The 12,829-nt window shown below is 61.1% G+C and carries 10 protein-coding genes; all 10 read right to left on the bottom strand.

Annotated elements, in window-relative coordinates; genetic code table 11:
• Positions 1-10: 10 nt before the first annotated feature.
• Positions 11-988: a hypothetical protein gene (locus FHW75_RS03905; protein WP_025754295.1), complete on the bottom strand. Its 978-nt coding sequence runs from the start codon at positions 986-988 to the stop codon at positions 11-13.
• Positions 989-1,120: 132 nt separating this feature from the next.
• On the bottom strand, positions 1,121-2,431 hold the full coding sequence (locus tag FHW75_RS03900) for a type IV secretion protein (protein WP_183673143.1): 1,311 nt from the start codon (positions 2,429-2,431) through the stop codon (positions 1,121-1,123).
• A gap of 49 nt (positions 2,432-2,480) precedes the next feature.
• Positions 2,481-2,699 carry a hypothetical protein gene (locus FHW75_RS03895; RefSeq protein ID WP_019097470.1) on the bottom strand — a complete coding sequence of 73 codons (219 nt, stop codon included), beginning with the start codon at positions 2,697-2,699 and terminating at the stop codon, positions 2,481-2,483.
• A gap of 102 nt (positions 2,700-2,801) precedes the next feature.
• Complete coding sequence (locus tag FHW75_RS03890; RefSeq protein ID WP_019097471.1) at positions 2,802-4,001, bottom strand: ATPase, T2SS/T4P/T4SS family; 1,200 nt, start codon at positions 3,999-4,001, stop codon at positions 2,802-2,804.
• Positions 3,998-4,942 (bottom strand): type IV secretory system conjugative DNA transfer family protein, encoded by a 945-nt coding sequence (locus tag FHW75_RS03885; RefSeq protein WP_232062834.1) that lies wholly within the window; start codon positions 4,940-4,942, stop codon positions 3,998-4,000. The genes FHW75_RS03890 and FHW75_RS03885 overlap by 4 nt, the downstream gene beginning before the upstream one ends.
• A 14-nt stretch (positions 4,943-4,956) precedes the next feature.
• A complete protein-coding gene (locus tag FHW75_RS03880; protein ID WP_232062836.1) occupies positions 4,957-5,457 on the bottom strand; it encodes a DotD/TraH family lipoprotein in 501 nt (166 codons plus the stop codon).
• 59 nt (positions 5,458-5,516) lie between these two features.
• Complete coding sequence (locus FHW75_RS03875; RefSeq protein ID WP_019097474.1) at positions 5,517-6,041, bottom strand: transglycosylase SLT domain-containing protein; 525 nt, start codon at positions 6,039-6,041, stop codon at positions 5,517-5,519.
• A 2-nt stretch (positions 6,042-6,043) separates the two neighbouring features.
• Positions 6,044-6,661, bottom strand: a complete 618-nt coding sequence (locus FHW75_RS03870; protein WP_019097475.1) for a hypothetical protein — start codon at positions 6,659-6,661, stop codon at positions 6,044-6,046.
• 117 nt (positions 6,662-6,778) lie between these two features.
• Positions 6,779-9,712 (bottom strand): type IV secretion protein DotL, encoded by a 2,934-nt coding sequence (locus FHW75_RS03865; protein WP_183673141.1) that lies wholly within the window; start codon positions 9,710-9,712, stop codon positions 6,779-6,781.
• An 11-nt stretch (positions 9,713-9,723) separates the two neighbouring features.
• A complete protein-coding gene (locus FHW75_RS03860) occupies positions 9,724-12,786 on the bottom strand; it encodes a type IV secretion system protein IcmB/DotO (RefSeq protein WP_019097477.1) in 3,063 nt (1,020 codons plus the stop codon).
• Positions 12,787-12,829 lie beyond the last annotated feature (43 nt).

The following is a 12,829-nucleotide window of genomic DNA, read 5'->3' as shown; positions in this document are numbered from 1 at the left end:
ACTTTGCTCCTTAAAGTTTTCCAAAGATGTCTTCAAGTACGACGGCCTGCGAAAGGCCCGTCATCATCCTTGGCTTCCCTGTACGGTGATCGATGAAAAAGGCAGCCGGCACACCCGCCTGTTCCTTGCCGTTGTTTTCGAATGCGGCAAACAGGAACGCCAGGTTGGTGCTGAGATGCTCAACTGTTTCCGGTGTTGGCTCGGAGCGGATCTGCTCATGTTTGCCCAGCACCCGCGCCAGCGTTTTCTGGTCCTTGGCCTGCAGGATCGTGGCGGCGAGCGGCACGCCATCGGCCGGGTTGCCCAGCGCAGCGGACGGAATCCACTTGATGGAGTGGCCCTTTGCCGCGTAAGCCCTTGTTAAGTTGTACGTCTCGCGGCAGTACGGGCAGCGCGGGTCGATGATGATGTAGACGGTATCGCCAATGCCGCCCTTGCCTTCCTTGACCCCAGCCAGGGTGTCAACTGTCTTCATCGACTCGGGGATAGCCCCTTTGAAGCTACCGTCCATGGCTGCGGCCTCGCGCACATTCGGCGCGGCAACCGGCGACATCATCGGCGCGACAGGTGCGGCCGCCGCGGCAGCCACTGGAGGAGATGCTGAAAGAGGGCTTGCTGCCTGGGCAGCACCCGGCAGGAAGGCGTCGGAGATGTTGGTGCCCGTTTCCGCATTCCAGGCTACGCCGGTGAACAGGACCGCAGAGTCCGGGGTGCTGAACAGCACCACCTGGTGGCCGTTTTTCTCCACGGTCCAGGCGGTCAAGCCACCCAGGCCGACAGGGCGGGCATTGACGATACGGCCATAGCGCGACACCCGCTGCGCGGTCAGGTCATCGAGTTCCTGCTGGGCCGGGGCCGCTGGCGCAGCAGCTTGAGCGGTGATGAAAGACGAGAGATCTGCCGTTTGCGTGGGGGCGGCATGGGCGACTGAAACCCCCGCCGCAAGCGCCGCCAGCACGGCAATAGGTCTTGCAATCACACCTTTCATGGCTCGATGTCCTTATTAAGAATCCAATACGACCGTATTCTAACAAGAATGTAGAAAAAGGCACCAAAAAATAAAAAAAGGCCATCTTCTAGATGGCCTTGGGTGATCGCCCATTAGCTAGAAATCAACGCTTCATGACGGCCCTGCATCGCGCGCCGCCGCCTCAGCCGAGGCATGCCTTTGCTGCTGCAAGTCCTCATAGCGCTTCTTGTCCGCGTCGGAGTACTTGTATGCCGACATGGCCAACTCAAGGCCATTGACTGCCTTGTCCAACTGAGGCTCCGCCAGCGATACGCCCGCCTTGCACTCATAGAGGAAGTGCGACAGGATGCCCGGCGCCTCGGGGAACCCAGCCTGGCGCCCGATCGTTTGCAGGGCGTACCACATGTCCCGGTCGAAGAATCGCAGCCAGCGCATCTCGGCAGGCGGCAGCACCCCCAGGCGCCGGGCCTGGAAGAACATGGCGAAGATGATGGTCCTGACGAACGCGTGAGCATGCAGGATCGCACTGGCATTGGGGTGTTTGATGTATTTCTGGATGATTGCCCTCGGCTTCTCCAGCGGTATGTCAGGCTTCAGCCATGCATAAGGCTCAGCAGAACCCGCCCCCTTGCCCGAAGGTGCCTTGAACTGGTCCCAGCACCACGCAATCATGTCGTCGCTGTCAGCCATCGCCGCCTTGAAGGCACTGTCGTCCAGCGATGTGTCCGTGGCGACCACCCGTGGCAGTGCGATTGCCACCAGCAGGGTTTCTGCCGGCGACAGGTTGCCAACCCGGGTCCAGTGCTGGCCCAGCTGTTGGCGCATCACGTCCGTGGCCTTCTCGCGGTCGAGGGTCGGCGCCCAGCTTCGGTCAGGCTGCGCCTGCCAGCCACTGATCAACAGATGCTCATAGGCAAACTGGCGAGAGGTCTGTGACATGCCGAATACCGGGTGATCCAGCGGCTGGGCGATCAGGTCGAGTTCGGCGAACATGCGCAGGTGCGGGTACTGCACCTTGTTCTCTTGCACATAGCTCTGGATGTTGTGCGTCCTGGTGAACCTGAGCTTGGGGTGGGTCTTGTTGATACGCATGAACATGCGGATCGAGAAAATCACCATGAACACCAGCAAGAACCCGTTCATGAGCAGCGAAGAGGACGTGATTTCGCCCCACGCCACCCTGGAAAAGTCGCGCTGGCACGCGCCGACGATACCGTCAGGCGCACACATGCGCCCGACCCATTCACTGATCGAGGAAACACCCGGGATTTCTGCAACATCGCCCAGCACGCTCGGCAACCAGAGTTCCACATAACGAATGTAGGTGTAGGTGGCGGAAATCTTTTCGTGGGCAAAATACCAGGCACCCCACCCACTCAGGTAAAGCACCGCGATGATCCCAAGCAATATGGCCGGGTCATCCCAGGTGAAACTCTTTTGCCCGCCTCCTTGCTGCTTCATTCAATGCCTCCTCTCGCCGCCACAAAGATATTTACCGGTCATGACTGCCCTACCTGACCAGCTCTTTGAGGATGTTGTGCGTGGTGCGCACGCGCCCCACCATGAACACCGCGACCTGACGAACGACAGCCCGCACGGTCATCTTCCTGACCACCTCGATGTAGACCAGCCCGCCCGTCATGACCAAGGCCAGCGGCAGCAGAAACTTCCACAACGACGGCACCAGCAACAATGTCAACCAAGGCAGGGCGGCGCTCGCGTTGATCACGAAGAACCGTGCGGGTGGAGCACATCTGCTCCAGTGATACCGACCTGTTGCCATAACCTCTCCCTAAATTCGCTTTGACAGCCACCACCTGAATGCGCCGGCTCAGCCGTGGCGCAGATCGCGGGCAGTCGCTTCTGTGATCAAGCCTGCCGCCAGCAGGCGGTCTGCTTCGGCCGCGAAGGTATGCCCTTCATCCCGCACGAACTCGGCGACCCGCTGGGTCACACGCCCCATGTCGGTCAGGTCCATCAAGGTGTCACGCACCTGCTCGGTAAACCTCAACCATGAGCGCGCAGCGGTGCGCTTGCCATCCACCGTTGGCACCAGTTTCTGCGCCATCATGAAACGGCTGGTGTCGACCAGGTCATAGATGGCGGTCGCCCGCTCCTGCTCGGGGAAGCGGGAAATCATCCGGCGCATGATGGCCGCCACATCCTTGGCGTGGACCGTGCCAAACACCGGGTGCCCCGTGAGCGACAACTCCACCGCCGCGCGGATGGTTTCCTGGTCACGCAACTCGCCAATCACGCACAGACCCGGCGCACGCCGCATGGCCTCGCGGTTCGCCCGGTAAAAATCCTTGAAGTGCGTAGGAATCTGCGACTGCACGAAGATCGAATGCTTGCTCTGGATCTTGTCGTAGGTGAATTCGATCGGCTCTTCATGGCTGATCAGGTTGCCCTTGATCGGCGTTTCGTTTTCCAGGATGAAGCGGTTGATGGCGGCGAACGTCGTGGTCTTGCCATGGCCGGTAGCCCCGGCCACATAGACTATGCCATCGCGCGGCGTCGCCATCCTGACGATGTCCTCGCTCAGGCCAACATCCTGGATGCGTGGCGGATCATCAGGAATGGCCCGGATGACGATCTGGCAGGACGTATCACCATGGCAGGCGATGGGCGAAGCGTTCACCCGGTAGGCGTAACGCAGGCGAGCCCCTCGGGCGTCCTTGCGTTGAGGGTCGAACAACTCATACCGCTCGTTGACCGCCGTGCCGGAGACGATATCGGTGGTGGCGGTGTCGCGGTTGGCCGCCATCTTCAGCAGTTCGTTGACTTCCCCGACATCGAGCGCACGCCGGGTGACTGCATACAAGCGCCCGTACTTCTTCACCACCACCGGCAGCGCAGGCTGGATGAAGATATCGCTGACGCCATGGGTCAGGGTTTCCAGCATCATCGCCTTGAACTGGTCGGCGCGGTCGAAGCGAAACGGGTCTTCGTAGCTGGTCAGCCGTTCCAGGCGCTCAATCAGCGCGCCCGGTTCCAGCATCATCACGTCATCGTGGAAGTCCTGCTTCATTGCGCCCCGCCTTCAGCGCCAGGCTGGGCGCGCAAGCCACTCCCACCCGGTGCCGCAAATGCCTTGGCAGCCGCAGGCTGAGGGTAAGCGGCGGGCGACGGCGTCGGGCTGGTTGCCCGGGTTGGCACAGCACGGCGCACCGGGTCGGCAGTGGTGGAGGTGGCAATCGAGCTGCGCCACACATTCATGTTGTCATTGAAGTCGGGCAGCGCCGTGATGCGCAGCAGGGTTTCATCTACCGCCATCGAGCGCCCTTCCTTGGTAACCGGGATCGAGGCACCGGAGATAATCGGCAGGGTGACCTGGCCGTGGCGGGCAAACTCACTGAAACGGCGCATGCCATCGATATCGCGGTTCATTCGGTCGAAGCCGTAGGTCAGCATCAGGTTTGCCTGCTCGACACCTTGCTTCCAGCCTTCACGCACAGCCAGTTTCCACACCTTTTCTTCTTCATCAGAGCGCGGCACCAGCGCAGAAACCAGTGATGTGCGATCGAAAGTGGGCAGTGGGAAGCTCAGGTATTCGCGCCAGCTTGGCGGAACGGAAGAAAAGCGTGCCTGCGACTCGATCTTGTAGGCGGCGCCGGAGAGCCGCAACGTGTAGTTACCGTCCTGGTTGTACAGGTGGCGCGCCTCGGTAATTACCGGTGGCACCACGCGGTCCTGGATCATCAGGCTGCTGAAGTCGTAGACCGTATCGAACTCGCGCTCGCGCAACTTCAGCGCCTTGTTGATATTGGTAAGCTGCCAGGCCAGGCCCGCCTTCACGCCCACCTGCAATGCAGCATCCAGAATGGCCTCGCCGCGCGCCGCCGAGGCCTGGTTCTTCTCTTCCCGCATGGCTTCGACAGCCGACCTGGCATCGCCGCTGTCGCCCTGCTGCTGAACGTAGGCGGGCTTGTCATAGAGGCGCTCGGCGTCCTCCAGGGTCATCGGGGGCATGTCCATCGCCATGTTCAGCCCCTCCCCAGCGCCAATGGCACCGGTTTGTAGATCAGGCGCAGGGTGTTGGTGCTCTTGTCGAGCACCACGTCGGCGCCGGTGTCGATCTGTGCACCGACATCCTTGAGCACGTTGATCGGGGTGGCCTTGCGTACCCACACGTTGATGGGCTTGAGGTCTACACGCTTGCCGCTCTCGACATAGGCATAGCCGTAACGGCTGGCAAAAGTCTGCAGCAACTCCTGCGGCTTGCCGATGAAGTCGATATCCACCTGGTCGGTATCGACCGCAGCCTGCCGTGAGGCGGCCTGCACCCGGTCAGCATTCAGCCGCGAAACGTAGTTGTGTTGCGAGTTGACCGCCACCGACACCTTGTCTGCGATGATCCGGCTGGCAAACGCCTCGGTGTCTTCCGTGGTCGGCTTGGCCGAGCTTGCACAGCCCCCCAATGCGACCAGCGCCAGCAGCACGCTGCCAGCTTTGCAGCCGCGAACACCCATGAGCATTCCTTTCATGTAAAAACTCCTGAAGTTGTCATTCTGATCGACCCTGTGCCGGGGCCTGCGGCGGCCCGTTACTGGTAGCTCACCACCAGCCGGTCATGGCGTTGCCGTTCGAGGTACTTGCCCCATTTCACCGCCAGCGGGATCAGGTCTTTCTTGTAGATGTCGTTGTATTTGCGGGTACGCGAGTGATAGTTGGCAGCGCGTGTCCAGAAGTCCTGGCCATTGTTTTCGGCAAGTTTCTGGCGCAGCAACCAGGCCGCCAGCTCCGCGTTGTAGCAGCCGCGCCAGGCGACATCGGATTTGGTAATGGCCGGGTACGAGGCGAACACGCCCTTGGGCCCCCAGTGGGTGGTGTTGATCTGGAAGTGGCCAAGGTCGAAGGTGCCGTTGCTGTTCGACACGCTTTGCCCGTTCTTGCCGCTTTCCTTGCTGGAGATGGCAAGCAGCACGTTGGCCGGCACACCCTGGCGCTGGGCGGCCTGGACCACGCAATCGATATCGGCCGGGCGCACCGCATAGAAGTCATCGGCCAGCGCCTGAGCAGACCACAGCGCGAGCAACGCGACTGGCCATTGGAGCCTGTTGCGCATCATGCTCAGATGATCCATTTCTGATGCTGGAACCAGAACCAGAACGCGCCTTCGACAAACAGCTGCCCCGTCGAGACCTGCCAGCTGCGGTAGGACTTCTTCATGCCGAATACCCACAGCGCAAAACCAATCGACAACCAGTTGAGGGCGATCATGATGCCTGCGCCGGTCGCCAGCATGTACACGAACCCGGCAACGGCGAACAAGCTGGCAATGAAAAACGCCCTGGAATGCAGCTTGTGGTTGCGTGCGATACGGTCGATCTCGTCCCGTTCGATGGTCGTCAGCTGCGCTTTCACCCGCTCGTTGCGGTAGCGCGCAGCATGTTCACGGACCTTCCTGACATCGTCCTCTTCGAACAAGGCAAAGTCGCAATGGTTGCAACCCCAACTGTGCAGCACTCGCATCTTGCCTGCCGGGCTCTGCTCCAGCTCCTGATGGCCGCCCTCGGTCTTGAGCAGGATGCCCCGCTCGCACTCAGGGCAGGTGGGGCTGAAGTTCGACCGCCACAGCGACTTGATGTGCTGGTTGCCCATGCGCAACTGGTTCACGCCCAGCGCCGCCATCGGCATGGTGATGAACGCGAACTTTGCGGCCTTCTTCCCTGAATCGAACAACCCCATCACATCACCCTGGCATGCAAAAATTCTAGTTTCTGATTATCTGTTAGATATCTATCGTCGTCAATTTATGACAGCTACTTATATCCACTTCCGACCAGTGGACGAGGGGCCAGACGGCTATTCGCCTGGTCGATCCTTCACCATTGCCCGGCATTGCGCTTGCAGGTCACTCAGCCGCTTACGCATACCCGCCACATCCTGCGGCTCAGGTTCAGGCGATACGTGATAGGCCGTTTCGCGGGCAATGGCATCGCAGACTTCCTTGATCCGCTCCTCGGCCGCCCATTTGTCCGACAGCGATGCAAACCCTTCACCGGCCGCCATCACCTGCATGTCGAGCAGTTGCTGCGGCATGACGATGGCCAGCTCACGGGCCCACTCATCATCCAGCGCAGGCGCCTCTGCAGCAGCAACCGCCGGCGCCACGGGCGCAGTCATGTTCCCGACGATCAGGTCAGCCACAGCCAGCAGGCTGGCCTGGATCGCAGCCGGGCCTGGCGGATTCTCCTGCACTGCAACGGCGGGGGCAGCGGGCACCGTCTCCGGCACCTGCTTCTGCGGCAGCGGTGCAGGAGCAGTCGGTTTTTTCAGTTCGCCAGTCAGGTAAGCGCCAAGCACGGCGAACGACGTGTCCAGCCGCCCCAGCAGCGGCCGGTCCGGGTCTGCATAATTGTGTTCAAACGCACTGTGCATGCGCGCGAACACAGGATCCCCTTTCACCACCGCCCGCACCCGCCTGGCGAACGAGCCGTCTTTCAGGCTGTCCACAAATACCTGGCGCGACTGCCTGTTTTGCGGAAGGTCCGACGGCTCGGGCGGCTCGACCGGAATGAAATCGTTGATGCGCATTTCTTTCGGTGCCGGCCCGGCGGTGTAGAAGCCCATGCCCCGGATAAGGGCAACCCCGCCGGTTTGCCCATTCTGCGATTTCTTGCCGACCAGGAAGGTGAACTCGCCGTTTTCCTGCATGGCGACGTCGTCGTAGTTCAGCCGGCTGCGTTGCTCGATGGCAATGTTGTCCGACTGCCTGAGCTTTTCGTTACCCGCAATACGTTCGAAGTTGCCCAGCATGGCCTGTGAAGACTCGGCGGCCGCGCCCTGCACGCGTCGCCAGGTTTCCGACTCGGTCCCCGAGGTCAAGCGCCCGACGGCGCGGATGTTGGTGTTTTCCCAGGTGGCATCCGCCTCTTCGGCGCTGGATTTCTTCAGCGAGGAGAAGTCCTGCGCGGCGAAGGTGACGCTGAAGCCCAGGCTACGCGCCTGAGCTGGCGCCACGGCAAAGCCGACCACGGCGTAATAGCCGTATTCGTCCAGGATGGTATAGAACGGGAACTTCGACCCGGTCGGTCGGCTGTCGATGATTTCGCGCACCACACCCTCCACCCGGTTGCCCAGGCAGCCGGCCATCATTTGCTTGATGCTGCCGACGATCATCTTGCCGAGCATGCGCATGCTGTCCGGGGCACGCTCCAGCGCTGGCAGCAGTACCACCAGCAGCCTGCGGTTGATCACTACGTCATAGAAATCGACATCGCCGACGCGGGTCTTGAAGATGTGCCCGTAGTTGAAGGTCAGGTCGTTGAAGATCCGCCCCAGCTGCATGACGATGTAGCCGTGTTGCTCCAGGGTCTTGGTTTCCTGCTGCTTGTACTTGGCTTTCTGGTAGCCCGGCAGCGTCAGCAGGTAAGAACGCAGCGGGGCGACGATCACATCGAACATCTCGCCGTACTTGCCGCCGTGCTCCCACACCAGCTCTTCGATCACGTTCAGCTCGAAGTACTCCAGGTACTTCTCGGGCGACAAATTGATGTGACCCTTGTCACGCAGGTAGGTCAGCGGCCGCGTCAAGGCTGCCACGAACATGATCGCCCGCCCCTTCCACATATCGCCGCCACCGCCCGAGTCGTCCATCAGCGATACGATCAGCTCGATCAACATGCCCGACGAGGTGTTCCCCATCATGTTCATGTTGTTGGTCACCTTGTCGACCTGCTTTTCCACAAAGTCGCGGCCGGAGGTGATGAAGTTGATGATCAGCAGGTCATCTTCGCGCCCCAGGTAACGGGACAGGCGGAAGATCTCCTTCTGTAGCTTGGGGTCGCCCTTGCCGTCGACGTAGATGAAGCCTGTGTTCTGCACCAGTGCGTTGAACACGATGCCGAGCAGCAGCTCGGTGTTGTGGGTAACCAGGCTGTCGTCAGTGATGTAAAGGTGGTGCGGGTGGTCGATCTCGATGCACTGGCAAGACGCCTGACCGGCAGCCGTCACCTTCCACACCTCGACCCAGCCGTTGAATTTGGCAGAGCCACGCTTCTTGCGCACCTTGGGGAGCATCACCACCACGCCACGCCCCATCAGCTCGCGGATGGCATCGGTGGTCACCGTGTGCGCTTCTTCGTTGCCGTCCTGGCCGCGGGTAAGTACCCGCCACAGGTGGTCACCGGTGGACTGGGCCCGGCGGCCGTCGCGCGTGGCAACTGTCCAGATCGGCTGGATACCCTGCTCGATCACCCGCAGTACCGCCGCCTGCTTGCCGTCGGGCGTGCATACACTGTCCCCGACCTTTATCTGCCCCATCTGCACCCAGCCCTTCGGGGTGAGCACCTTGGCGTGCTTGGGTTGCGGCTTGCCGGAGCCGGTGGTGCCCAGTACCAGCTGGTGCGTCCTCAGGTCGCTGTCGCCGGCGTAGATCTGCTCCCGGGTCTCCAGGTCATTGCCGAACAGGGTCACGCCCTCGCCTTTCTTCTTGCCTTTGTACGAGCCGTCGTTGACGTCCGCCAGCTTGGGTACCCGATAAGGGAAGTCGAATGCACGATTGTCCACATCAACGAACTTGCGCTTGAACGCCCAGGCCAAGAGCAACAGCAGCTCACCCGAAAAGGGCACCTTGATCGAAATCAGCGCCAGGATCGGCAGCGCGAACGTGCCGAAGACTGCGCCGTCAGCAGACTGGAAAAAATCACTGAAGCGCTGCCCAGCCAGGCGCGTATCTTTGCGCCGCCGGCTGCTGCTGACTTCATGCTGACGGGATGCGCCCTTGTACTGAGCCATCTGTCACTCCCTTACACTACGTCTTCGTATGCACTGGCGCTGATGTAGTCAGCGACCAGATCCTTGGCGATGCGCGCAATCACGGACTGCTCCATGTCGTCATCGACGAACTCGACGTCCTTGAACGTCTCGCGCTTGAGCCGCTCCACCATGTCCTTGCAGCCACCCGACGGGAAGCGGCGGGCCAGCAACGCGAGCGCATCGGGGCGTGGCATATGCTCGTAGAGCATGGTGCGCAGCTTGCGGTCTTCGGCGGTGGTGGTCAGTGCCCACAAGCGCATCGGCCCGGCCGACATGGTGAACAGCTGGCTGTAGGTGGCGTTCTTGGTTTCGAACCGCGCCAGGAAGGTACAGCCGTGCTTGTTGGCACCGTGGACGAAGTTGACCAGCGCATGTTCTTCGGTGTCGGACAGGCCGATGTTCTTCCTCAGCCAGTCGCGGGTTTCCTTGGTCCCCGAGTCGAGGATGAAGGTGGCGGTGGCGATCTTGGTGAGTTGGCCAAAGTCTTCCATCAGCTGGGAGGCCAGGATGATCTCCATGTTCCACTTACGGGCCTCACGGCCGTCGGTCTGCATTTGTTCCTGCAGGCCCACGTGGCCACCGGTCTTGTGGAATTCGTCCATGCACATGACCTTGTATTCATCCACCAGGTCCGCCACCAGGCGCTCATAGAACGGCAGGTATTTCTCGGTGAAGAACGGGAAGTCTTCCTTCGAGAACGCCACCTTCTTCATGAAGCACTGGCGGGCGATCATGTACATCAAGGCCGTCTGCTTCTTGGCCGACGCAGAACCTTGCAGCGCAACGTCCTGCAGGTCGAGCGCCACGATGCGGGCACTGCCTACATCGAAGCGGGTGTGATCGGAGAACACCGGGAAGTCGCCGACAGCCTCACGAATACCGAGGATGAACGCGTCAACCAGGCTACGCCCGACCTCGCCGGAGCCTTCGTATTCGGCGCGAACCTCTTCGGTCGATGCGACTGCCACCAAGTCGTTGAGGGTCGGCACTGCGTAGCGCTGGGTGACCTCGGCCTCGTAGACCATGCCGGCGTCGAACATCGCATCGACCAGCTCCCAGTAGGTGGTCGCCGGCAGAATGCGGTATCCAAGCTGCGCCACGGCAGTGTCCACCACATCGTTGTGCCCCGGCTTGTAGGTTTCCGGGCTGGCCCGCTCGATCTTGTCGTCCTTGCGCCGGTATGCCAGGTCGACCATGCGGCCGACGAAGTTGCTCATGCCCTCATAGGGCTTCTCACGCTCGGGCGGCGTTACCAGGATGGTCAGGAAGTTCTTGTTGAACTCACGGTCCTTCGGCAGCGGGTAGCGCTGGCCCAACGGGGTATCCAGCGGGTTGATGCAGTCCTTCCTGGCGTTCTGCAAACGTTTGTACACCACCAGGTGATGAAGCCGTGGCGGCAGGTTGTCGCGCACCAGGTCACAGAAGCCGGACGAGGAAATACCGATGTCGGTAATGCCGATGTAGGGCAGGCCGGTCAGGCCAGGCATCAGGCAGGACTCGAAGTGGTTGTTGTTCATCAGCACCGACTTGCCCGAGCCCGGTTTGCCGGCGATCAGGGTGATCCAGGTGGTCTGCTGCGACGAGAAGCGCTGGTACTTGAGGATCTTCCCGTCCAGGCTACGGTAGATGGTCGAACCTTCCTGGAACGGCGAAGCCGGCCGGGTCAGCGGCAGCATGGCCACGGCATCGCCCAGCGGGGCGGCGGCAGGGTCACCCAGGTGCTTGGTGGTCAAGGCCAGGCAGTTGGACTGGAACGCCTGCATCGGGTTGCCCGTGCGCTCGATGAACACCGGCTGCCCCCACGCCTCCAGCGTGCGCCACAGCTTCGACTTGCGCAGTGCAAGCTCCTTCACACCCTTCTCGTCCGGGCTGGCCCAGGTCATCGCGGCAACCTGCAGCTTGACCATGCACTCACCGTCGCGCACCCGTTCACGCAGCTCCTTGGTGGCCAGGTTGATGTTGCGGTTCTGCTCGGACGTTACCGACAGCAACTGGGCGAACAGGCTCTTCCAGGCCAGCACGCTCATGCCATCGGAAGACAGCATGATCGAAACCGAGTATGGCAAGGCCCTCGACACCCCGTTTTCCTGGGTTTCGGCGCGGTTGAGGCTGTTGAACAAGGTGTTGAAATATTGCGGTTCTGCCGGCGGAATCGACATCAGCAAAGGCGCATACACACGCGAGCCTACCCGTACGCTGGTAGGGTCTGGCAGCAGACTGGTGCGCTCGCCACTGCCGATTTCAGCCGAGGTAACCATGATCTGGCTGGGCAGCGTCGGGTACATGAACTCCGACATGTCGCCACCGCGCTTGCTGGTTTTCCAGCGCATGGGAATGGGGCTGCCTGGAATATAGGGCTTCCAGGTACGCGGCGTGATATCGGGGTTAACCTTGGCGCGGATGGCGCGGATCGCTTCGCTGACGTCGAGTACATCCACCGAGCAGCCGAATTCGGGGGACGTCAGATCCTCGGAAATCTTGGTAACGAAAGAAAGATGGCGGTCCTTGAGGTAGGAAATGGGACGCAGCAGGTTTTGCGCATCCGCAGTGGCCGGCCACTCCGACGCCTTCCTGAACTCGTTCAGGGCCTCGCGGGCCATTGCCCTTTCGGTCTGGTCAAGCAGTGCGGGCCGCGACCAGAACACCAGGTAGCACTCTTCGTCATACACATACTGTGCATACTTGCTGACACCCTCATTGATCAGGTGTCGGACGTTCAGGTTAAGCCGTTCGGCGGTGGCCGCCTGCTGCTGGGCGTTCTGCTCCAGTGGCGCAGTGGCATCCAGGTCGCGGCTGAAAACGATCTGCAGGTGATGGCCGCGCACCTTGAAGTACACGGAAAGTGAGGCCTCCAACAGGCTGACAAGCCGTTCGAACTGCTCACGCCCCAATACGCTCTTGGTGCCGTTGAAGCGCACGATGGACGCCAGCGAACCGTCGTTGGCGACGATGGATTGCCCGCCATCGACCGTTTCAAGGTCGCAATAGTCCTGCACGTCGGCCTTGAGCTGGCTCAGAACCGTCAGGATCACCGCCTCGAGTTTGTTAAACATGTCCTTGTTCTCCCTTGATAACGTGCTCAACGGCGAGGCTGAT

It is taken from the genome of Pseudomonas sp. OG7 (assembly GCF_014192825.1).
Taxonomy (GTDB): domain Bacteria; phylum Pseudomonadota; class Gammaproteobacteria; order Pseudomonadales; family Pseudomonadaceae; genus Aquipseudomonas; species Aquipseudomonas monteilii.
This window is presented reverse-complemented; position numbering and strand designations above follow the sequence as displayed.

Excerpts from the sequence above, each read along its gene's own strand:
- FHW75_RS03890 (WP_019097471.1), bottom strand. The coding sequence starts at position 4,001 with ATGAAGCAGGACTTCCACGATGACGTGATGATGCTGGAACCGGGCGCG.
- FHW75_RS03865 (WP_183673141.1), bottom strand. The coding sequence starts at position 9,712 with ATGGCTCAGTACAAGGGCGCATCCCGTCAGCATGAAGTCAGCAGCAGC.
- FHW75_RS03900 (WP_183673143.1), bottom strand. The coding sequence starts at position 2,431 with ATGAAGCAGCAAGGAGGCGGGCAAAAGAGTTTCACCTGGGATGACCCG.
- FHW75_RS03880 (WP_232062836.1), bottom strand. The coding sequence starts at position 5,457 with ATGAAAGGAATGCTCATGGGTGTTCGCGGCTGCAAAGCTGGCAGCGTG.
- FHW75_RS03875 (WP_019097474.1), bottom strand. The coding sequence starts at position 6,041 with ATGATGCGCAACAGGCTCCAATGGCCAGTCGCGTTGCTCGCGCTGTGG.
- FHW75_RS03870 (WP_019097475.1), bottom strand. The coding sequence starts at position 6,661 with ATGGGGTTGTTCGATTCAGGGAAGAAGGCCGCAAAGTTCGCGTTCATC.
- FHW75_RS03860 (WP_019097477.1), bottom strand. The coding sequence starts at position 12,786 with ATGTTTAACAAACTCGAGGCGGTGATCCTGACGGTTCTGAGCCAGCTC.
- FHW75_RS03905 (WP_025754295.1), bottom strand. The coding sequence starts at position 988 with ATGAAAGGTGTGATTGCAAGACCTATTGCCGTGCTGGCGGCGCTTGCG.
- FHW75_RS03885 (WP_232062834.1), bottom strand. The coding sequence starts at position 4,942 with ATGCCCCCGATGACCCTGGAGGACGCCGAGCGCCTCTATGACAAGCCC.